Genomic DNA, 21,772 nt, shown 5'->3' on the forward strand with positions numbered 1-21,772 from the left:
ATCCACAGATTGGTACCTTTAAAGACGATATCTTTGCGGATGGTTGCATCAGTATTCCCAAAATCCTCCAGCTCCGGTTCAAGGTTGAGGTAATGAAGAAATAAGCGGAAGTAATGTGATAAGTTCATGGCGGGTAAACCATAATTTAGGCAAAGTTGGCAAAATTTAACCTGATTTTTTCCATTACTGCTCACTTTTTTGGTGTACACTTAAGTCAGGTTTATCCCTCCCGATGTAACAGGATTCCTTTCAATTCGGCCCAAGCGCAATGTTAGCCCGGATTGCGCATCAGGAGCGAAAGCGAACTGATGCGCAGTGGGTTTGCCTTGTGCGAAAGCATCCGGGCAAATCCCGCTGAAACGAAGTGAAAGCGGCCCAACGGGCACATTGCGAATGCTCTCATGAGCAATGCGGATTAAGCCCGGATTGCACATCAGGAGTGTAAGCGAACTGATGCGCAGTGCGCAGGCCTTGCGCGAAAGCATCCGGGCAAATCCCGCTGAAACGAAGTGAAAGCGGCCCAACGGGCACATTGCGAATGCTCTCATGAGCAATGCGGATTAAGCCCGGATTGCGCATCAGGAGTGTAAGCGAACTGATGCGCAGTGCGCAGGCCTTGCGCGAAAGCATCCGGGCAAATCCCGCTGAAACGAAGTGGAAGCGGCCCTTGCGGCAACTGGCGCATTTTTAAGATACCCAATACAGGAATGATTCGCATTGCATGAGAATTTTTTTCTAATGCAATGCGTTTGACAAAATATCTTCAAAAATCAGGCTGATATTCTTTAAGCAGGCATACTTCACCGTCAAACACCGCATAGCTGCTGCCAAATATCCATTCTCCAAGGTTGATGAGGCGGGATGTGCCGTTGAGGTTGATATCAATGGCCACATGCCGGTGGCCAAATACAAAATAGTCGAAATGCTCCCTTTCCAGAATCTTTCTCGCAAATACAATTTGTTCTTCTTTTTCCTCCCCCTGAAATGCTTCTGATACCCCTTTGGAATACCTGCTCTTTTTTGACCACCAGTGGGCAAAGGCTGTTGAAGCATTGGGATGGATACGTGCATAGAACCATTGCAATACTTTGGAATGGAAAATGGCCTTCAGCAGCTTGTACCCAGGATCACCGGGACCCAATCCATCACCATGGGCAATATAGAAACGTTTCCCTTTAAGCACGGTTATCAGCGGTCCATTATGAACGGTAAGCCCTATTTCGGAAGGCAGGTAATCAAAAACCCATACATCATGGTTGCCGGTAAAAAAATGGATATCAATGCCGCGATCAGATAATTCGGCCAGTTTTCCCAGGGTCCGCACAAACCCCCTGGGCACAACCTTCCTGTATTCAAACCAGTAATCAAAGATGTCGCCTAACAGATACAGAGCTTCGGCATCCTGTTTGATCTCATCAAGCCACTGAACAAATTTCCTCTCTCTTTGCCTGCTTTTTTCAACCGGGTGCAGGCCCAGATGGAGATCGGAAACAAAATAAATGTTACCCATGCTGATCTAACGTAAAAGGGGAGCAATAATGGCGGCAAGATTATCCGGGTCGGGATTTACCGCAACGATTTCTCCATCCTTGTTGATAATGTATTCTGAAGGCAATTGCTGAACATTGTACAGCCGGGCGGCAAGTGATGTTTCGAACGGACCGCCCCAGACACTGATCCATGGATAGCCTGCATCCAGCACAAAGGCTGCCCATTTAGGCCTGTCGGGATCAAGAGAAACCTGATAAATCCGTAATCCTTTCTTCTCAAAACGTTTATACAGTTCAACAAACTCCCGGTTCTGAACCAGGCACCCCGGCAAATCGGAACGCCAGAAACTGACAAGAATCACTTTCCCTGTGAGCGAAGAAAGCCTGATGGTGTCGGAGGAAACGTTAGGCAAACGCAGGTCGGGAAATCCGATGGATTTTTTCTGCGCCAGCGTTGTCAGTAAAAGCCGTTGCCGCTGATTCATCAGCCGGTTGAAATGGGCACGAAGGGCTTTCACTTCATCAGAATGCGGATATCTTTTCGAAAGCGAGTCACCGGCTATTTTAAAATACTGAAGGTCTTTGGCCGAATAGAAGACCCATGTACTGTCATCGTACTTCTGATAAAGTGCATAGATGCTGGCCAGGGAATTGTAGTGCGAAAGAACAAAACGAATGCTCTCCCTGTGCTGGGAATCGGCCAGTGCCCTGAATTCGGCATCAAGGCTGGCCCGGTCAGAATCATACTTCTGGTCGGTTGGTAAAGCATTGTACAGATTCCGCAGAGAATCCATTTTATGAACCGTAACATACAGCCTTTGCCCCAATTCACGGATAGACTGCGAACCAGGCGAACCATTTACCTCGTATCCGAAAGGAAGTTTTTCCTGAGGCACCTTCAGGCGAATGCGCTCACCCGGTTCGGCCAGCAGCATAATCCATTTTTCTCCGGGAAAAACCAGTTTATAAAAACGCGGCTGGCTGGTCTGAACAGTGAACGTATGCCGTCCTGAATCCTTCAGTTTAGCCGAATCCATGGGAAATTCCCTGTCAACTTTTATTTCCTTCAGAACAACAGTGGTTTTATCCTTCCCTCCGGAATAATCAAGAATGATCTTTACCTTATTCTGTTTCCCGCAGGAAGCCAGAACCAGCATCAGAATGTACAGAATGGCAGCCCTCTTTGTCATAAAATTATTCATTGGTTTCAGAGTTTTTTCGCGCTTCAGCAATAACAGCACCGAGTCGTTCGGGGGGAACATCCCGTTCATAAATGCGTCCGTCTTTCCCGATTACAATAATCAGGGGCAGTGCTTCTACCGAATAAAGTTTCACAACCGGCGAATTCCAGAATTTGAGATCACTCACCTGCGGCCATGACAAACGGTCATCGGCCACTGCTTTCTGCCAGGCATCTTTGCTCCGGTCAAGGCTAACCTGCAGAAGCTGGACCTCATTGGGATTCAACCTGAAGTATTCCTGCCGGAGCATTTTGTTCAGAGCCCTGCTTTTCTGATCCCATGAAGCCCAGAAAACAAGACAAACTACTTTGCCGCGGAAAGAACTTAGCTGCACAGTATCTCCGTTGAGCGAGAGCATAACAATTTCAGGCGCAGGCATCCCTTTCCCTGCTCTTGCAACATACGATTCCTTGGCCCTCTTCTGTTCATCCCATGCGATCATTTGCGACCGAAGCATCCGCACGGGAGTGGAGGCAGGATATAAAGCATTCAGGGCTGAATCCACCATGTGGTAGTATATATAATCTTCTTCCGGGCGCAACACCGGCTCACTCCGTGATAATCCCGCCGAAGGAACCTGCTGGTACAATGCCATCAGTCCGGCCAGGTAAGAACAGTTCTTCCTTACAAAAGCGCGGGCAAATTCTTTCTTTTCCGCAACAAGACGGCGGTAGGCCGAATCCAGCTCCGGTTTTATTTCACCGGCAAAACGGGGACTGTACAAACTATCATAAAAAGTCTTCGCCAGTGCTTTGAAATCTTCCTGGTACAACTCCTGATTCCTGACCAGTTCACTTACCTTTTCGGAATCTTCCGATCCCCTGACTGTATAATTTTTCCAGTATTCCTTTACAGGGGAAGCAAGCGCAATTCTCTCGCCCGGATGAACGGCAAGCACTATACTCTTTTTGCTCTCTTCAAATCGAATGGAATAAAATTCAGGAAAATCGGTATGCAATGTAAAACGGAAACGGCCCTTGTCGTCGGTAATTGCTGAATCAACCGGTTCCAGTTCCGAACTGTTCATATGAAAGCAAACCACTTTCTGATTCATAGCAAAAGGGAAAGACCCTTCGATGACTGTTTTACCGCCTTTTCCCCTGCAGCCTCCTGCAACAAAAACAACCGCTGCTGCCAGGATCAATAACCTGCTGTTGAATCTGCATCGAATTTGCCCGGCAGAAATGATTCTTCTCATAGTTACCATTTTCGGATGCTGCGAAGATAATTTTTTCCGGACTATGTTTCTTTTATAGCGCAAAGAAACTTCAATTGCTGAAAAACTTTTGGCAAAATTTCAGGGAATGCAAATTTATTATTATATTTTCACGTCAAATCTTAACAAGCATTCCAACTAAAACGCAAATCGTTTGTTAGTTGATGCCTTCTAAAAACATTTTGAGATATGGCCTATATCAATTTCGACAAAAATAAGCTGGTGAACCTGGAATATTCACTGAGCAAGGAAATTCTCCGTTCCAACCGGGCCGGGTCGTATGCATCGACTACCATCATCGGCTGCAATACCAGAAAATACCATGGTTTGCTTGTATGCCCGCTGGAACAGATTGATGGCGACAAACATGTTCTTCTTTCATCGTTTGACGAAACGGTAATACAGCACGGCAGTGAATTCAATCTGGGAATTCATAAATATGCCGGTGATACGTATTATCCGAAAGGGCATAAATATGTCCGCGATTTTGAGGTGGAATTTGTTGCCAAAACCACCTATCGGGTCGGAGGTGTGGTGCTTACCAAAGAAAGCCTTATGGTAGGAAAAGAAGAACAGATTTTACTGCGGTACACCTTGCTGGATGCCCATTCGCCCACCACTCTGCGTTTCAGGCCATTTCTTGCTTTCCGGAATTTTCACACCCTTACCCATGCCAACCTCGATGCTAACACCAAAGCCGAACCGGTAAAAAACGGCGTCCGCATTAAAATGTACCATGGATATCCTTACCTTTATATGCAGTTTAATAAACCAGTTGATTTTGTTCCGGTTCCTGACTGGTATTATGGCATTGAATACACCGAAGAAATGAAGCGCGGATACGAATTCCGCGAAGATCTTTTTGTGCCGGGATATTTTGAACTGCCCATCGAAAAAGGCGAATCCATTATCTTTTCTGCCTCGCTCAGGGAAGCAGATCCGGCAGGGCTGAAAAGAAAGTTCCAGAATGAACTAAAAAACCGTATTCCGCGTGACAGTTTCAAAAACTGCCTTCGCAACGCAGCCGAACAATTTATTGTACGGCGCGACAAAAAAACGGAAATTACCGCCGGTTTCCCCTGGTTCGGAACATGGGGCCGTGATACGTTCATTTCTCTTCCCGGCCTCACCATCGCCCTTGATGACCCCAAAACATTCCGGGCAGTGGTTGACACACAGATCGACAAAATGAAAGACGGCCTTTTCCCCAACATGGGAAAAGATGCGGACCCCGCTTTCAACAGTGTGGATGCCCCGCTCTGGTTCTTCTGGAGTTTACAGCAATATGCCAATGAATATCAGGCGCATGAGGAAATATGGAAAAAATATAAAAAGCCGATGCAGAACATTCTCGAAGCATACCGCCATGGCGCTCCATTCAACATCCGCATGCACGAAAACGGATTGATTTTCTCCGGTGAACCCGGACGTGCCCTTACCTGGATGGATGCCGTCATTCACGGAAAACCCGTTACCCCCCGTATCGGATATGATGTTGAAATCAATGCCCTCTGGTATAACGCAGTCCGGTTTGCCCTTGAACTTGCAAAGAATGCCCGCGACAGCCGCTTTGTCAGTCAGTGGAAAGACATACCCGAAAAAACCGGAAAATCATTCATTGAACATTTCTGGAACCCTGAACTCGGGTATTGCGCCGATTACGTCAACGGCAATTACCGCGATTTTTCCGTAAGGCCCAATATGGTCATAGCCGCATCACTTCCCTACTCGCCTCTTTCAGATGAAATGATCAATTCCATCCTGGGATTCGTAGAACGAGAATTGCTCACGCCAAAAGGATTACGTACCCTTTCTCCGAATGACCCTGCCTACATTGGTATTTACGAAGGAGATCAGGCCTCCCGCGATGCCGCCTACCACCAGGGTACCGTATGGCCCTGGCTTCTGCAACCATACGCACTGGCGTATCTCAAACTTCACAAAACTTCCGGAATCAGCCACCTTAAAAAAATCGTCGAAGGATTCGAGAGCGATATGAGCGAATACGGAATTGGTACCGTTGGTGAAATTTATGATGGCGATCCTCCCCATATGCCCAGGGGTTCAATAAGCCAGGCATGGAGTGTAGCTGCATTACTCTGGATTGACTTTACACTGAATAAACTTGAAAAGAATCTGAAACAAGATAATTCGAAAAAACTATGAGGGTTCTAATGTTCGGATGGGAGTTCCCTCCTCATATTACCGGAGGGCTTGGCACTGCCTGTTATGGGCTTACCAAGGGACTCTCGCGGTACAAAGATGTGGATGTAACCTTTGTTGTGCCCAAAGCATATGGCGATGAAGACCAGTCTTCGGCCCGCATTATCGGAGCCGATGGTGTGCATATTAAGGAAAGAACATTCACTTTCAGCGACTTCTTGCGGAAAATGAAAATGATCGAAGTGGAATCACTTCTTGTGCCGTACCTCACCCCGGAAGAATTTGAGAAAAGCTTTGAAACACTCTCTGAAAAAGAAATCGGGGTCAGCCTCCAGACGCGGGTTCGTGGCCGGCTCCGGTTTACAGGAACCTATGGAAAAAATCTCTTTCAGGAAATTTCGAATTACGCCCTGGTCGCCACCGTGCTGGCCCATGAACATCATTTCGATATCATTCATGCCCACGATTGGCTGACATTCCCTGCCGCACTCGCTGCCAAAGCCGTTTCCGGCAAACCCCTCGTGGTGCATGTCCATGCAACCGATTTCGACCGGAGCGGAGGAAGCGTAAACCCTTCCGTCTATGAAATTGAAAGGAAAGGCATGGAAGGTGCCGATAAAGTGATTACTGTCAGCAACCTTACGCGCGAAACCGTCATCCAAAAATACGGCATCCCTCCCGAAAAAGTGGTCACCATTTATAACGCAGTGGATCCTCTGACCGAAGAAGAACGCGCCCGGGAAAAGAAAGGAATCCAGGAGAAAATCGTCACTTTCCTCGGAAGAATTACCCTGCAAAAAGGCCCTGAGTATTTTATTGAAGCAGCCAATAAAGTCCTGCAGAGAATGGACAATGTCCGCTTTGTTATGGCCGGAAGCGGCGACATGCTGCACCGCATGATACGACGGGCCGCCCGCCTGCGGATCGTGGACCGGTTTCACTTTACCGGCTTTCTCCGGGGTGATGATGTGCAGAAAATGTTCTCCCTCAGCGATGTTTATGTTATGCCTTCCGTCTCGGAACCTTTCGGTATTAGCCCCCTCGAAGCCATGCAAAGCAGCGTGCCTGTTATTATTTCATATCAGTCAGGCGTATCTGAGGTTCTGAAATATGCCATCAAGGTGAATTTCTGGGACGTGGACGCTATGGCTGATGCGATTTATGGAATCCTTAACTACGACGCCCTCTCGGATTTCTTTAAAAAATACGGCAAGGAAGAAGTGCTTCAGATGAAATGGGAGAACTCAGCCGGAAAACTCCGGGAAGTATATAAATCATTATGCAGATAATTGATGCCGGTATAATAATTCTCATTAATTAAAATTATCATTGCGATATGAAAACCATTTGCTTATACTTTCAGGTTCATCAGCCTTTCCGGTTCAGACGCTACCGATTCTTTGATATAGGACATGACCATTACTATTACGACGATTACAGCAACGAAAGCATTCTGCATAAAGTTGCTCAGAAATGCTATCTCCCCGCTAATACGATCCTGTACAATCTTATCAAGGAATACGGAAGCCGCTTCAAAGTAAGTTTCAGCATATCCGGAACCGCCATCGACCAGTTCCGGCTCTATGCCCCGGAAGTTCTGGAGAGCTTTAAAAAACTGGCTAAAACAGGATATGTCGAATTTCTGGCCGAAACGTATGCCCATTCACTGAGTTCGCTCATTAACCGGGAAGAGTTTGAAGCCCAGGTGACAAAGCACAGGGAAACGATCAAGGAAATCTTCGGGCAAACCCCGACTGTTTTCCGAAATACCGAACTCGTCTATTCCGACGAAATCGGCGCTATGATAGCCGACATGGGATTTAAAACTGTGGTGACGGAAGGAGCCAAACACATTCTTGGCTGGAAAAGCCCAAACTATGTATATTGCAATGCCATTAACCCGCGACTGAAAGTGCTTCTCAGAAATTTCAAACTCAGCGACGATATTTCCTTCCGGTTTTCCAATAAATCATGGAATGAATACCCGCTCACGGCCGATAAGTATGTAGCATGGCTCAATGCCCTCGACAAAAAAGAACAAACGGTAAACATTTTCATGGATTACGAAACCTTTGGAGAACACCAGGACCAGAACACGGGAATTTTCGAATTCCTCAAAGCTCTGCCCCGGGCTGTATTCTCCAGATCATCCTACCATTTTGCCACTCCCTCTGATGTTGCTGACCGGCACCAGCCAATAGCGGCCATCTCGGCTCTTCATCCCATTTCGTGGGCCGACGAAGAACGCGACATCTCTGCCTGGTTGGGAAATGAGCTTCAGCAGGCTGCCTTTAACAAACTCTATTCCCTCCGCCAGCTGGTTCTTAAAAACAATGAAGCGCAAATTTGGGAGGACTGGAAAAACCTGCAAACAGCCGACCACTTTTATTATATGTCAACCAAAGTACTCTCTGACGGGGAAGTGCATAAATACTTCAATCCTTACGATTCTCCCTATGACGCTTTTATTAATTACATGAACATTCTGAGCGATTTCGAAATCAGGCTGAAACAGGAACAAAAAATGCCTTCCGACCCTGCATACCTTATGAAACTTCTGGAAGAAAAGGAAAGGATCATCGAAGATCTCTCGAAACAAATTCCACCAAATATATCTTCAAAAACCCCAAGTAAAACCCTAAAAACCAAAACGATGAAAAAAGAAGCAACGAAAGCTAAAAAGGAGCAGGTAGCGCCTGCCGAAAAGAATGCCAAAACGGCTGAAAAAGCACCCGCCAAGAAAACGGTAAAGAAAACTACAGCCAAGAAAACAGCGGCAAAAAAAGCAACGGCAAAACCGGCGGCGAAAAAAACCACCGCTAAAAAAACAGCTAAGAAGACAACCGCTAAAAAAGCTGCACCCAAAAAGACAGCAGCAAAAAAGACAACCGCCAAAAAAACAGCCAAACCGGCTGCAAAAAAAGCTGTTGCCAAAAAAGCCGCGCCAAAAAAAGCAGCAGCCAAGAAATAATTTTGTTTTACCACGAAGCTTTATTAACCGGCTTCTTTAATATGAATCTATGACAAGTAAATTGCTCCATCCCGACTACCTCTTTGAAGTAAGCTGGGAGGTTTGCAACAAAGTGGGCGGAATCCATACCGTTCTGTCCACCAAAGCGTTAACCCTGGTTAATCAGTTAGGTGAAAAATTCCTGCTCATTGGTCCTGATGTCTACAGGGAAGAACATGCCAATTCCGAATTTTTGGAAGATCCCGGGCTTTTCAGCGACTGGAAACAGCAGGCACTGACTGAGGGTTTACGCATTCGCACAGGCCGCTGGAATATTACCGGAAATCCCATTGTTATTTTGGTTGATTTTACTTCCCTTATCAGCAGGAAAGATGAAATTTTTGCCAAACTGTGGGAAAGCTACAAACTCGATTCTATTTCCGGACAATGGGATTACATCGAACCGGCTCTTTTTGGGTATGCCGTTGGCCAGGTAATTGAAAGCTTCCTCAAATTTCACCAGCTTTTACGCGAAAAAGTTGTTGCCCAGTTTCACGAATGGATGACAGGAACAGGCATTCTCTACCTGAAAGAGAAATTGCCTCAGGTTTCCACTGTGTTTACCACCCATGCCACCGTACTCGGCAGGGCTCTGGCAGGTAACGGAAGGCCTCTTTACAGTGGTCTTGCTTCCTACAACCCCGATGACCTGGCCCGTGAATTTAACGTGGTGGCCAAGCAAAGCCTCGAAAAACTCAGCGCAAAGCATGCCGACGCATTCACCACAGTAAGTGAGATAACCGCACGTGAATGCAAACATTTTCTCCACAGGGAAGTAGATGTTATTACTCCCAACGGATTTGAAGATTCGTTTGTGCCTCCCCCCGGAGAATACGAACAAAAACGCCAGCTGGCGCGCAGTAAACTACACCAGGTTGCTGCAGCATTATTCAATGCACCTCTCCCCGACGATACCTTCTTTCTGGCAACAAGCGGCCGGTATGAGTTCCGCAACAAGGGAATTGACCTGGTAATCGATACCCTTGCCAACCTGAGCAAAAATCCCGATGGAAGAACCATCGTTGCCTTTATTCTTGTGCCCGCCAACCACTTTGGACCAAGAAAAGATCTGCTCCAAAAGTTACAGGAACATACCAGTGAACCGCTGAACGGAAACATTCTTACACACAACCTCCACGATGCCGAATACGACCCCATTTTAAACCGTATCCGCGCAAAAGGACTATCCAACCACCCCGACAGCAAGGTAAAAGTTGTCTTTGTACCTTCTTATCTAAACGGAGATGACGGTATTTTCAACCTTTCCTATTACCACCTTCTTGCTGGCTTTGACCTTACGCTTTTCCCTTCCTATTACGAACCATGGGGTTATACCCCGCTGGAAAGCATTGCTTTCTCCGTGCCCACAATCACCACTTCGCTCAGCGGGTTCGGGCTCTGGGTGCGGAAAGAAGTTAAAGACCCCGACAGTGCAGTGTATGTTGTCGACCGAAACGACAACAACGACGGGGAAGTTGTTTCGGCCATGGCATCCATTGTACGGCAGGTAGCATCCCTTACCCCCGAATCGTTTGCCTCGGCCATGAACCGCTCAAGGGAAATTTCCCTTCTTGCCTTATGGGAAAACTTTATTGACTATTATAAAGACGCTTATAAGATTGCTATTGCCAAGGCGGAAGACCGCGCCGAACTGTTCGTTTATATCGGCCCGGCTCCTCAGGTGGTCAAGCGTCCTGCAATTTCAGAACCCAAATGGACTACCCTCACCATTCAGGGCAATATCCCTCCAAAACTTGCAGCCCTTGATGAATTGGCTAACAACCTTTGGTGGTGCTGGAATTATCCTGCACAGGAACTTTTTCAGCGCATTGACCCTCAGCTGTGGGAAGCATCGGAACATAACCCCATACTGTTGCTCGAAGGTACTGACTTCAAACGGTTCAGGGAACTGGAAAAGGATCATGATTTCCTGAACCATCTCGATTATGTGTACCGCGAGTTCAAAAACTACATGGCTGTTACCCCGCCCCAGGGCTCGCCCAAAATTGCTTACTTCAGCATGGAATTCGGCCTGCATGCTTCCCTCAAACTTTACTCCGGCGGGCTTGGCCTTCTGGCAGGAGATTACCTCAAAGAAGCCAGTGATTCCAATGTCGATATGGTAGGGATAGGCCTCCTTTACCGCTACGGTTACTTTGACCAGGTGCTTTCGGTAAACGGCGAACAACAGGCAACATACAAGCGTCAGGCATTCGGCCAGATGCCCCTGCAAAAATTAACCAATGAAAACGGTGACTGGCTCACTGTATCGCTTGCGCTTCCTGGCCGTACTGTAACCATCCGGCTCTGGAAGATTCAGATAGGGCGCGTTCCACTAATCCTCCTCGATACCGACTTTGACCTCAATGACCCGAGGGATCAATCCATAACCCATCAGCTCTATGGCGGGGACCTTGAAAACCGCCTGAAGCAGGAAATGGTGCTCGGAATTGCCGGTGTAAGAGCTCTGCAGGCCCTGAAAATCGAACCCACCGTATTTCATAGCAATGAAGGCCACTCCGCTTTCATCGGGCTGGAAAGACTCAGATACTACATTGTTGACCGGAAACTCTCCTTCGAAGTTGCCAGAGAAATTGTCCGCTCGTCCACCCTTTTCACTACCCATACCCCTGTGCCGGCCGGCCACGATGCATTCCCTGAAGACCTTCTCCGGGTTTACATTTCTCACTATCCTGAAAGACTCAACATCAAATGGGAAGATCTCATCGCCCTCGGACGCTTTAACCCATACGACACTTCAGAAAAATTCTCCATGAGCGTGCTGGCGGCCAATCTTTCATGCTACATGAACGGAGTAAGCCGCCTCCATGGAAAAGTCAGCCAGGAAATGTTCGCTCCCCTTTACAAAGGATATTTCCCGGAAGAAACCCATATCGACTATGTAACCAACGGTGTTCATTATTATACCTGGACGCATAAGAAACTGCGCCAGCTCTATGAAAACTCCTTCGGAGAAGGATTCCTGCACGATCAGTCCAATCCTGACTACTGGAGGAAAATTCATCATGTTCCAGATAAAGACCTCTGGAACATCAAGCAAAGCCTGAAAACTGAACTCATCGATTACCTCAAGAAGCGCTTTCTCTCCGGCAAAGCCAGCCGCCATGAAAATCCCAGGCATCTGGTTGATATTGTGGAAAACCTCGATGACAAGGCCCTTATCATTGGCTTCGCACGGCGTTTTGCTACCTACAAACGGGGCAACCTGCTCTTCAGAAACCTGGATAGGCTGGCCCAGATCGTAAATGATCCGGACCGCCCGGTGCGCATCCTTTTTGCCGGAAAAGCACATCCCAACGATGGAGGAGGACAGGAACTCATTAAACAGATTGTTCAGATATCACGGATGCCGCAGTTTGTCGGAAAAATTGTTTTCATCGAAAATTATGATATCGAACTTGCCCAGCGCATGGTGGCCGGAGTGGATGTATGGCTGAACACTCCTACCAGAACAATGGAAGCATCGGGAACCAGCGGGGAAAAAGCTTCCATGAACGGCACCATCCATTTCAGTGTGCTTGACGGTTGGTGGTGCGAAGGCTACCGCCCTGATGCAGGATGGGCACTGAGCGAAAAACCTACTTACGAAAACGAAGACTTCCAGAACCAGCTCGATGCGGAAACAATCTACTATACCCTGGAAGATGATATAATTCCCAAATATTACAGCCGCAACCACGAAGACGTGCCTGTGGAGTGGGTAAAGTATATCAAAAATACCATTGCCGAAGTGGCTCCCCACTTTACGATGAAGCGCCAGCTGAACGACTATATTGCCAAGTTCTATGGTAAACTCCATGAACGGTATCTGCATATCACAGCCGACGACTTCAGTGTCGCCAAGGATATTGCTCTCTGGAAGCGGATGGTTGCCAGAATCTGGAAAAACATCTCGGTGATCTCTTCCTGCATGCCCGAAAATCAGCAGCAATTGCTCAAAGTGGGGGAAGAATACCACTGTGAGGTGGTCCTCGATATCGACCGGCTTCTGCCCGAAGAGGTTGGTGTGGAACTGGTGATGTTGCGGCATGAAGGAGAGAAGAAATTCCTTGACGTCCGGCAGGAATTTGAGTTCGTAAAACAGATCGACGGAAAAGCCATTTATAAAATTGCCGTTGTGCCAACCCGTCCGGGAACCTTCAGCGCCGGCATGCGCATCTTCCCCAAAAGCAACCTTCTGCCGCACAGGCAGGATTTCTGCATGGTGAAGTGGATTTGATTCTCACCGGTACAGCACTACCACACGCGGGGTGTGGATATGCGCTTAAACACAAGGCCTGTCCTGCTGGGCAGGTATAGCTTCAGCTGGTTCTCTCCCATGGATGCCAGCCTTGCCAGAGGTTCGGCAAAATAGGTCAGATTGTGATCCACCCGTGCAAAACCTCCGTACCGTGCATCGTCCGTATCCAGCACAACCGCATATTTTCCCGGATGTACCCGTACTCCGTAATCAGTAAACGATGTAACCGGATTAAAATTGAACACAAACAGGTAATTGCGCCGCTGAAAGGCAAGCACCTGATCATGCTCAACGGCGGTCATCAATGCCGGAAAAGGCTCATCGAACAGAGAAGATTCCTTTACCAGGGCAAGCATGTCCCTGTCAAAATCGGCCAGCCAGTGGTAGCGCAAATCGTCCCTGTCGCACAAACTCCATTGCCTTCTTGCGTACAAATACGACCAGTTATTGCCTTCCCGCGGAAAATCAATCCATTCAGGATGCCCGAATTCATTCCCCATAAAATTCAGGTAGCCTGCACCGGCCGTAGCAATGGTAACCAGCCTGATCATTTTGTGCAGTGCCATTCCCCTGTCAATAACCAGGCTTTGTTTACGTTTCGACATGTTTTCATACATGTCCTTGTCCATCAGACGGAATGCAATGGTCTTATCTCCTACCAGTGCCTGGTCATGCGACTCGACATATCCTATATTCTTTTCATCCTTCCTGCGGTTGGTCAGTTCATAGTACATTTCTGAAACATTCCATTGCTCGTCGGGTTTTTCCTTGATAATCTTTATCCAGTAATCAGGGGTACCCATGGCAAGCCGGTAATCAAAGCCATATCCGCCGTCTTTAAGGGGTACTGCCAGACCGGGCATTCCGCTCATATCCTCGGCTATGGTTATGGCATCGGGCCTCATTTCATGGATCAGCTTGTTGGCCAGAGCAAGATAGGCGATGGCATCCTCATCCTGGTTCTCATTGTAATACATGTCGTAGCTGGTAAAATTTTGTCCCAGCCCATGGTCCAGATAAATCATGCTGGTAACCCCGTCAAACCGGAAACCGTCGAAATGGTACTCTCCCAGCCAGAAAGCACAATTGGACAGTAAAAAATGAATGACCTCCGGCTTTCCGTAATTAAAACACAATGAATCCCATGCAACATGCTCCCTGCGGGGTCCGTCATGAAAAAACTGATAGGGTGTACCATCATAGCGGCCCAGGCCCTCAATCTCATTCTTTACGGCATGGGAATGCACCAGATCCATAATCACCGACATGCCATATCCATGGGCCTCATCAATAAGGGCTTTCAGCTCTTCCGGCGTCCCGAAACGGGAGGAAACGGCAAAAAAGCTGGAAACATGGTATCCGAAGGATCCATAATACGGATGTTCCTGTATGGCCATCAATTGAAGGGTATTATACCCTGCTCTCACTATACGTGGTAATACATTGCGCCGAAATTCATCAAAAGTTCCTATACGGCATTCTTCTGTCGCCATCCCCACATGTGCTTCATAAATCAGGGGAGCAACCGGCGGTCTTTTGTAATCATGTTTCCATACATACGGCTCGGAAGGATCCCATATCTGGGCAGAAAAAATAAGGGTATCAGGATCCTGAACAGCTCTTCTGGTCCATGCCGGTATGCGCTCTCCACCGCCTCCCGGCCATTCGATAAACAATTTGTACAGGTCTTTATGACGAAGCTGGTTAGCGGCAAGACGCAATTCCCAGGTGTCATGCGAAATTCTTGAAAACGCATATTCTCCCTTCTTTTTCCAGCCCGAAAAATCTCCGATCAGATAAATAGCCGTCGCATTCGGAGCCCATTCCCTGAATACCCATCCATCCTTCTCTTTATGCACTCCATAGTACAGATGCCCTGCAGCAAAATCCGTAAGATTCCCTTTCCCCCCGGTCAGATCTTTTTCCCGCTTGTAAACATAATTGTTCCTAACTGTAATTTTCGGCAGATAAGGTTTTAACCACGGATCACGTTCAACAAAGGAAGGAACCTTTTTCATGGTGCATGGTTTTATGCAGTTTTCCCCTATGCGTGTTTGACATTCTAAATATATCAAAATATTCGGGTTCTGCCTCCCGAAAATATTTCAAAACTCTATTTTTCCATAGTATCGGCATGCTTTTTCTTTGGCAGAAGTGGAAACGGCCCTTGCGGCACATTGCGCAGTTGTTGATGCGCAGGGTTTTAACCAATTCAAATTGATGACCATCAGAAAAAGCACCAAAACGATATGTTTACGAAATTCGCGCAGGAATAAATTCAATCAAAATCCTACCCCTCTTTCGTATTATCAGGAAACATACATTGGGAGAAAAAGGCCAGAAAAGAATAAATACTAAAGATATTCCTTCAAGGTCTGTTTTTTCAGATAATCTTTGAACTGCTCCGTCATGGTGCGGGTCACATTATTGAAAATGCATTTTTCAAACGGACATACCGGCTTTTCCATAGGGCAGTCCATAACGACAATTTCCCCTTCAATGGCTTCATAAATCTGAAGAAGGTTGATGTCAGCCGGTTTTTTGCGCATGACAAACCCGCCATTCGGCCCTCGTGTTGAAGAAAGAAAACCTACCTTGGCAAGACGCTGCAAAATTTTCGCAACGTGATGGCGCGAGGAACCCATTATATCAGCAATCTCCTGTGCATTCAATCCGTTTTCCGACCGGGCAATCAGAATCATTCCATGCAGCCCGATGGATGCGGCTTCCGACAAAGAAAAAAATCTAGCCATATCAGAACATTCTCATAGTTAATTATGTCCGCTGGCTGAAATAGGGTTGACTCTCACGAAGATAATAATAATATTAGTTCACGGTACGCTTATAACGGAATAATTTAATGTAACTTTATGGTTTCAGAAGAAAAATTTAAGCTAACGTAGAGATATACATTAGGATTATACTAAAATCAGACCTATGAAAAATCCTTCAACATCTTGGCTGGGATTGGAATTGCGCAATCCCATTATTGCCGCCAGTTCCGGACTCACGGAACACCTGCCCGGACTGCTGGAACTTGAGAAAAACGGAGTTGGTGCCGTCGTCCTCAAATCCCTGTTTGAAGAGGAAATCCTGCTGGATATAGAAAACCGGCTGAAACAAATGGCATCGGAATCATTTATATACCCCGAGACCGTGGAATTTTATGAGCAGGATGAACGTATCCAGGAACATACCGCACGGTACCTCGATCTGATCAGATCGGCAAAAAAAGAGTTGTCGGTACCGGTAATAGCCAGTATCAACTGCGTTACGGCCGAAAACTGGATTTATTTCCCCAGGGAAATTGAATTGGCAGGAGCAGACGCCCTTGAACTCAATGTTTTTATTTTGCCAACCGATACCAGGCGTACAGCCCAGGAAAGCGAATCGGTCTATTTCGACATTGTTAAACAGGTCCGCAAGCTGATTAAAATCCCGGTTGCCCTCAAAATCAGTCCGTATTTTACCAATCTGATATCGTTCGCTGATCAGATTTCCGGTATGGGAATTCAGGGATTGGTACTATTCAACAGGTCGTACAATCCCGATATCGACATTGAAAAGCTGGAAATCACATCGGCAGGGGTGCTCAGCTCACCGTCCGATATCTATAATTCGCTGCGCTGGATTGCCATCCTTTCTTCCCGTGTGCAATGCGATTTAGCCGCATCCTCCGGCATTCATGACGGCACAGCACTGATCAAACAGATCCTGGCCGGCGCAAAAGCTGTTCAGATTGCTTCAGCAATTTACAAAAACGGGCCCGGCATAATTGCAAAAATGCTTGATGAACTCTCGGAGTGGGCACAGGAGAAAAAATTTGATTCCATTAAACAGTTCAGAGGCATGCTCAGCCAGTCAAAAACCGGAAATCCTGCTGCTTACGAACGTGTACAGTTTATGAAATATTTCAGGGGCTACCACCCTTCCGCCAGTTCGCCCGATTTTATCTGAGTCAGTTTATTACCCGCATGAGGGAAATCGTTAACAACGCCTTTCGTAATGCAGCCGCTGATTACTTCTGGCTGCTGAACAGGAAGTACCCCCAGCGGCTTGTTTACAAAATTGTGTGCGACAGATACAGGCTGAATACCTTGCAGAGGGTAATTCTTTACCGGGGAATTTTCCCGGCGGAAACAGCCGCCCGGCGTCTTGAAAAACGCATCGAAGACCCGAAAGGGTATCACCTGTTGATCGATGTGTTCAATGTACTGTTTAAGATCACCAGCTACCTATCAGGCCGCCCTGTTTTTATCTGCAACGACGGATTGTTGCGGGATGCAGGAGATGCCTTTGAAAAACAGGTACCCTCAGCTCTTCTTGAACGCTCGGTCAGCCTCCTGCTTTCCTTTCTGAGGTGCGAAACTCCTGCCTCGGTGAAGTTCCTTATTGATCAGCCTGTTGATAACAGTTCCTTTTTGGAAGAAATCATCCGTAATCAGCTGGCGAATATTCCCTGCCCTGCTGAAATCAACTGCCTTTATCCGGCCGACAGGCTGATGAGGGAAAGCAGGAATGTACTGCTTGCCACAGCCGACTCAGAAATCATCGATCGCTCGGGTTGTATGTATTACGACCTGGCGCACAAAATTCTGCAAAAAGAATTTACCCCGGCCCTTCTTTCCTTTCAGGAAATTCTTCCGGAGGCAAACCCCTGAAAACGCCGGCCGGTATCAGATCAGATCACAGGCCTCTTCAGGCATCCAGTGCTTATCCTTACCCTCCCATTTGATATTGCATCCAATAGGATTGGTAACCGGTATGCTAACAGGTTTACCCGCTACCAGCTCCCCCAGGGCCCGGTCAAGGTCGTTCACCTTCATTCTCGACGGGTCCCTCGGACTATCCACTCCGCGGCCGGTATACACCAGTTCCCTTTTTTCATTGAAAACAAAGAAATGGGGTGTTCGCAAAGCTCCGTAGTCTTTGGCCGATTTCTGGCTTTGATCATGCAGGTAAACCCAGGGAAATTCATACCGTTCCATGCGTTCCACCATATGGGGAAAATCATCCTCCTGGTAGGTGTTCGCACTATTGGCATTGATGCCAACAAACTTCACCCCGTACGGGGCATATTTTTCAGCAGTCTGGCGGGTTATCTCGTCCGATCCCAGAACATACGGACAGTGATTGCACGTGAAAAAAACCACAAGATACCTGTACTGGTCGAAATCGCGGAGCGAATAGGTTTTACCGTCAGTTGCCGGAAGGGTAAAGTCGGGAGCTTTCTGCCCCGGTTGTAATGTGTAGGCCATATCGTTTTTTATTTGAAAACAAAATAGGGCCTAAAAAAGTTCAGGTGAGTAACGGAATATTATTTTCCCTGGCCACCGAGCGCACATAAGCCGCTGCTTCATCATAGTCACTTTCTTTTTCGAGGTGTTCCAGCATAAACGGGACATCCCCCAGCAAACTTGCCTGGGTAAGGAATTCGGCATAATTAAGGTATCCGTTTCCCGGACGACGCTCTTCAAGATGGGTTGTAAGAGACGATGTAAGGATAATATCCTTGGCATGGATGCTCTTAATGTAGGGCCCCAGTTTTGAGAAGCATTCTCCGATGAAGGCCGTATTCTCAAAATAGCGGCGCGGACTGTTGATCATGTTCACCACGTCAAGATGCACGGCAAATGCCCGGCGGTCAATAGCTTTGATCAATTCAAGATAGGAATCGGGAGAGTCAGGATAGGCCCAGGGCATGGGTTCAAGAGTGAAATAAGTGCGTACAGGTTTCACTTCATCAATAATGGTGCGCGTGATATCAACAATCATGTCAAACGTTTCGCGGGTCAGGTTTTTCGGATCAGGCCCATCCCACTGTTTTCCCCTGGAGCCGCTGATATTGACGCAACAGCGGGCTCCGATTTCTTCTGCCAGAGCCAGGTTGTCAATGCATTTCTTAATAGCCGCAGCCCGGGTTTCCGGATCTTCCGAAAGAGGATTGCTCCAGGCCCCGGTTTCTGCTATGACAATATCCGCTTTGACAGCTTCCTCGGCATAAGCGCGGATTACCTCAGCCGGGGCACCGGGCTCCACCGGGCAATAAGCCGCTTTGTACCCTTTCTTTTTTACAAGGGAAACCCATTCCCCCGGTGAGGTGTACTTTCCGAAAACAGGTGCTCCCAACCTCACAGGAGCGTACCTGGGAATCCCATTTACAGCCTTCGTAATAAAAGGGAAAGAAACCATACCCGCAGCCGTGAGGCGGGTGAATCTTCGACGTGACATTTTTGTGCTCATGATTATTCTACTGTAAAATCATAAGGAATCTGCAACTGATCGTATAAAGAACGCCGGCCTTTTTTGTCGGCATTCAGTACCTCCCGCGCAATACGGGCCACTTCTGCTGCATGCTCCCGGGGCACCACAATCACTCCGTCTCCATCAGCCACAATGATATCTCCCGGACGTATTAAAACCCCTCCCACAACAACCGGTCTGTTTACTGATTCCACTTCATTACGGCCCGGACGTATTCCACGCCCGCGTTTCATAACATCCATATAAACCGGAACCTGTTCCTTACTGATTTCATCCGTATCACGCACTCCGCCGGCTGACACAACACCTACGGCACCTTTTTTCTTCCAGTACAGAATATTGTTCGAACCCGTCGTTCCTGTATCATTATCACCCTGATTATCAATAACAATAATACTTCCTTGCCGGATCGAATCAACAAAGGGTTCAGGGGATATCTTTGTGTACCATTCATCCCTCCACTTCTCATACTCCTGAAGGGTAAGACCGGTAGGAAAAACCCTGTTGGTGGGAACATACCTCACTGTGAGCGCTATACCTGTTATCCGGTGTGCAAAATGCACCGGATCTTTCCAGAGTGCCGTAATGGATGGATCCAGCAAACCACAGTCATGCAACCCTATTGCATCCATTCCATCCGATACATCGGCCACGCGCAACCCTTCGTAAAGCCTGAGTATCTCTGCATCCGAAAGCGTTTTGCCCGGCTGTGCACTTACCAGCAAAGTAAAAAAACCAAAAAACAGAAAAAAAATTGTTCTCATACCACTGGAATTTAATCTGCTCCAAGATAAGAAAATCTTAAAGTATTCCGGCGCTCACGAGGCACTTTCTTATTTTCGTCCAGGTGCGTTCAATGTCGTTGTCCAGTCCGACGCTGAAGCGCACCAGCCCCTCGCTGAGGCCCATTTTTCGCTGTTCTTCCACCGGGATTTCCGATGAGGTACTTTTCCCGGATGCACTGAACAGGGTTTTGAAGTACCCCAGACTTACTGCCAGGTACCCTACATCTTCCATCTGCATCATCTGCATCACCTCATTGGCCTTAGCATGGGTGCCAAGATCGATAGCCAGCATACCGCCAAAACCATATTCCTCATTCATAAGCGATCGCATAAGCTCATGCTGGGGATGAGCAGGAAGTCCGGGATAAATCACAGGAATACCTTCCTCGACAAAACGTCGGGCAAGAAAGTCGGCATTTTTGCTGTGCTGTTTCATCCGGATGTGCAGGGTGTTCAAATTCTTTAATATGGAAGAGGAACGCAATGGATCGAGCACAGGGCCCAGAAGCATGGCTGTACCCGAATTAACATCCGAAAGAGCATTGATAAATGCCTTGCTGCCACATATGGCTCCGGCAACACAATCATTCTTACCGTTAATAAACTTCGTCATGCTGTATACAACAATATCAGCTCCAAGAATGGCCGGTGACAGAATCATGGGAGAAAAGGTGTTGTCAACCAGAAGCAGGATATTATGCCTGTGGGCAATGGCCGCCAGCCTGGGAATATCTGATACCTGCAACAACGGATTGGTCAGTGATTCTGTATAAATGCACTTCGTATTGGGCCTGATGGCATTCTCAACTGCTTTCAGATCGGTTATGTTCACAAAGCTCACCTCAATACCAAATTTGGGCAGATAATTCTTCAGAAAAGCATAGGTGCCGCCATAAGTGGTAACGCTGGTAATAATATGATCACCGCTGTTACATAACTGAAAAATCGTGCAGGTTATTGCCGCCATTCCCGATGCCGTAATCCAGGCCAGCTCCGTTCCCTCCAGTGCAGCCATCGCTTCCGCCAGGTAACGGTTTGTGGGGTTCCAGTGCCTCGAGTAAAGAAAACAACCTTCTGCTTCACCATGAAAAGTGGCCTCCATCAATTCAGCCTTCAGAAACGTGTACGTAGATGAATCGGTAATGCTGGGATTGACGTCACCAAACTCTCCAAACTGCCGAAGGTCCTGAATGCGGTTTGCCGGATCGTATTTCATAATCAGAAGAATTTAAATGTTAATATTCCTAAATTTTTTCGGGTATCTGCCGGTATAAAAAAATCGTTTGTAAATTCACCGCTGAAATCTGTCTGCTAATTTCTGACAAAAGCAGATGATATGAAA

General features: G+C 47.3%; 16 protein-coding genes. 7 read left to right on the plus strand and 9 right to left on the minus strand.

The genetic code is table 11. The features are described 5' to 3' along the window. Nucleotides 1-553: 553 nt before the first annotated feature. Nucleotides 554-691, plus strand: coding sequence for a hypothetical protein (locus tag GX419_12780; GenBank protein ID NLI25570.1), 138 nt, complete (start codon nt 554-556; stop codon nt 689-691). A gap of 72 nt (nt 692-763) precedes the next feature. Here the strand turns inward: GX419_12780 and GX419_12785 are convergent, their stop codons facing one another. Genes GX419_12785 through GX419_12795 form a run of 3 tightly spaced genes read right to left on the minus strand, consistent with a single transcriptional unit; the run spans nt 764 to nt 3,929 of the window. Beyond that, complete coding sequence (locus GX419_12785; protein NLI25571.1) at nt 764-1,510, minus strand: UDP-2,3-diacylglucosamine diphosphatase; 747 nt, start codon at nt 1,508-1,510, stop codon at nt 764-766. A gap of 6 nt (nt 1,511-1,516) precedes the next feature. Continuing rightward, the gene (locus tag GX419_12790) at nt 1,517-2,680 is read right to left on the minus strand and encodes an AhpC/TSA family protein (GenBank protein NLI25572.1); all 1,164 of its coding nucleotides are present in this window, start codon (nt 2,678-2,680) and stop codon (nt 1,517-1,519) included. 4 nt (nt 2,681-2,684) lie between these two features. Beyond that, entirely contained in the window at nt 2,685-3,929 is a 1,245-nt protein-coding gene (locus tag GX419_12795; GenBank protein ID NLI25573.1) for a redoxin domain-containing protein, read from the minus strand. 207 nt (nt 3,930-4,136) lie between these two features. On the opposite strand from GX419_12795, the gene GX419_12800 reads away from it, so the two are divergent. The 4 genes from GX419_12800 to glgP are packed head-to-tail and all read left to right on the plus strand — an operon-like array spanning nt 4,137 to nt 13,360. Beyond that, entirely contained in the window at nt 4,137-6,113 is a 1,977-nt protein-coding gene (locus GX419_12800; protein NLI25574.1) for an amylo-alpha-1,6-glucosidase, read from the plus strand. Next, nucleotides 6,110-7,399, plus strand: a complete 1,290-nt coding sequence (locus GX419_12805; protein NLI25575.1) for a glycosyltransferase family 4 protein — start codon at nt 6,110-6,112, stop codon at nt 7,397-7,399. Before GX419_12800 ends, GX419_12805 begins: the two co-directional genes overlap by 4 nt. Before the next feature lie 47 nt (nt 7,400-7,446). Next, a complete protein-coding gene (locus GX419_12810; protein ID NLI25576.1) occupies nt 7,447-9,081 on the plus strand; it encodes a polysaccharide deacetylase family protein in 1,635 nt (544 codons plus the stop codon). Nucleotides 9,082-9,130: 49 nt separating this feature from the next. Then, nucleotides 9,131-13,360: an alpha-glucan family phosphorylase gene (glgP, locus tag GX419_12815; GenBank protein NLI25577.1), complete on the plus strand. Its 4,230-nt coding sequence runs from the start codon at nt 9,131-9,133 to the stop codon at nt 13,358-13,360. A gap of 17 nt (nt 13,361-13,377) precedes the next feature. Here glgP and GX419_12820 read toward each other — a convergent pair whose 3' ends face one another. Together GX419_12820 and GX419_12825 are read right to left on the minus strand one after the other, a co-directional pair. Then, the gene (locus tag GX419_12820) at nt 13,378-15,399 is read right to left on the minus strand and encodes a 1,4-alpha-glucan-branching enzyme (protein NLI25578.1); all 2,022 of its coding nucleotides are present in this window, start codon (nt 15,397-15,399) and stop codon (nt 13,378-13,380) included. A gap of 336 nt (nt 15,400-15,735) precedes the next feature. Then, nucleotides 15,736-16,134 (minus strand): Rrf2 family transcriptional regulator, encoded by a 399-nt coding sequence (locus tag GX419_12825; protein NLI25579.1) that lies wholly within the window; start codon nt 16,132-16,134, stop codon nt 15,736-15,738. Between the two features lie 184 nt (nt 16,135-16,318). On the opposite strand from GX419_12825, the gene GX419_12830 reads away from it, so the two are divergent. Both GX419_12830 and GX419_12835 read left to right on the plus strand, forming a co-directional pair. Next, nucleotides 16,319-17,338: a dihydroorotate dehydrogenase-like protein gene (locus tag GX419_12830; protein NLI25580.1), complete on the plus strand. Its 1,020-nt coding sequence runs from the start codon at nt 16,319-16,321 to the stop codon at nt 17,336-17,338. Nucleotides 17,339-17,355: 17 nt separating this feature from the next. Then, nucleotides 17,356-18,042: a DUF434 domain-containing protein gene (locus GX419_12835; GenBank protein NLI25581.1), complete on the plus strand. Its 687-nt coding sequence runs from the start codon at nt 17,356-17,358 to the stop codon at nt 18,040-18,042. A 15-nt stretch (nt 18,043-18,057) separates the two neighbouring features. On the opposite strand, the gene GX419_12840 is transcribed toward GX419_12835, so the two are convergent. From GX419_12840 to GX419_12855, 4 genes are all read right to left on the minus strand, one after another. Beyond that, nucleotides 18,058-18,639, minus strand: a complete 582-nt coding sequence (locus GX419_12840; GenBank protein ID NLI25582.1) for a thioredoxin family protein — start codon at nt 18,637-18,639, stop codon at nt 18,058-18,060. 40 nt (nt 18,640-18,679) lie between these two features. Beyond that, on the minus strand, nt 18,680-19,516 hold the full coding sequence (locus GX419_12845; GenBank protein NLI25583.1) for a sugar phosphate isomerase/epimerase: 837 nt from the start codon (nt 19,514-19,516) through the stop codon (nt 18,680-18,682). Between the two features lie 110 nt (nt 19,517-19,626). Further along, nucleotides 19,627-20,409 (minus strand): RraA family protein, encoded by a 783-nt coding sequence (locus GX419_12850; protein ID NLI25584.1) that lies wholly within the window; start codon nt 20,407-20,409, stop codon nt 19,627-19,629. A gap of 37 nt (nt 20,410-20,446) precedes the next feature. After that, complete coding sequence (locus GX419_12855) at nt 20,447-21,646, minus strand: aminotransferase class I/II-fold pyridoxal phosphate-dependent enzyme (protein ID NLI25585.1); 1,200 nt, start codon at nt 21,644-21,646, stop codon at nt 20,447-20,449. Nucleotides 21,647-21,772: the final 126 nt, after the last annotated feature.

Source organism: Bacteroidales bacterium (assembly GCA_012517825.1).
GTDB lineage: Bacteria > Bacteroidota > Bacteroidia > Bacteroidales > JAAYUG01 > JAAYUG01.

Excerpts from the sequence above, each read along its gene's own strand:
- GX419_12780 (NLI25570.1), top strand. The coding sequence starts at position 554 with ATGCGGATTAAGCCCGGATTGCGCATCAGGAGTGTAAGCGAACTGATG.
- glgP (NLI25577.1), top strand. The coding sequence starts at position 9,131 with ATGACAAGTAAATTGCTCCATCCCGACTACCTCTTTGAAGTAAGCTGG.
- GX419_12855 (NLI25585.1), bottom strand. The coding sequence starts at position 21,646 with ATGAAATACGATCCGGCAAACCGCATTCAGGACCTTCGGCAGTTTGGA.
- GX419_12790 (NLI25572.1), bottom strand. The coding sequence starts at position 2,680 with ATGACAAAGAGGGCTGCCATTCTGTACATTCTGATGCTGGTTCTGGCT.
- GX419_12850 (NLI25584.1), bottom strand. The coding sequence starts at position 20,409 with ATGAGAACAATTTTTTTTCTGTTTTTTGGTTTTTTTACTTTGCTGGTA.
- GX419_12805 (NLI25575.1), top strand. The coding sequence starts at position 6,110 with ATGAGGGTTCTAATGTTCGGATGGGAGTTCCCTCCTCATATTACCGGA.
- GX419_12810 (NLI25576.1), top strand. The coding sequence starts at position 7,447 with ATGAAAACCATTTGCTTATACTTTCAGGTTCATCAGCCTTTCCGGTTC.
- GX419_12835 (NLI25581.1), top strand. The coding sequence starts at position 17,356 with ATGAGGGAAATCGTTAACAACGCCTTTCGTAATGCAGCCGCTGATTAC.
- GX419_12785 (NLI25571.1), bottom strand. The coding sequence starts at position 1,510 with ATGGGTAACATTTATTTTGTTTCCGATCTCCATCTGGGCCTGCACCCG.
- GX419_12830 (NLI25580.1), top strand. The coding sequence starts at position 16,319 with ATGAAAAATCCTTCAACATCTTGGCTGGGATTGGAATTGCGCAATCCC.
- GX419_12825 (NLI25579.1), bottom strand. The coding sequence starts at position 16,134 with ATGGCTAGATTTTTTTCTTTGTCGGAAGCCGCATCCATCGGGCTGCAT.
- GX419_12795 (NLI25573.1), bottom strand. The coding sequence starts at position 3,929 with ATGAGAAGAATCATTTCTGCCGGGCAAATTCGATGCAGATTCAACAGC.
- GX419_12840 (NLI25582.1), bottom strand. The coding sequence starts at position 18,639 with ATGGCCTACACATTACAACCGGGGCAGAAAGCTCCCGACTTTACCCTT.
- GX419_12800 (NLI25574.1), top strand. The coding sequence starts at position 4,137 with ATGGCCTATATCAATTTCGACAAAAATAAGCTGGTGAACCTGGAATAT.
- GX419_12820 (NLI25578.1), bottom strand. The coding sequence starts at position 15,399 with ATGAAAAAGGTTCCTTCCTTTGTTGAACGTGATCCGTGGTTAAAACCT.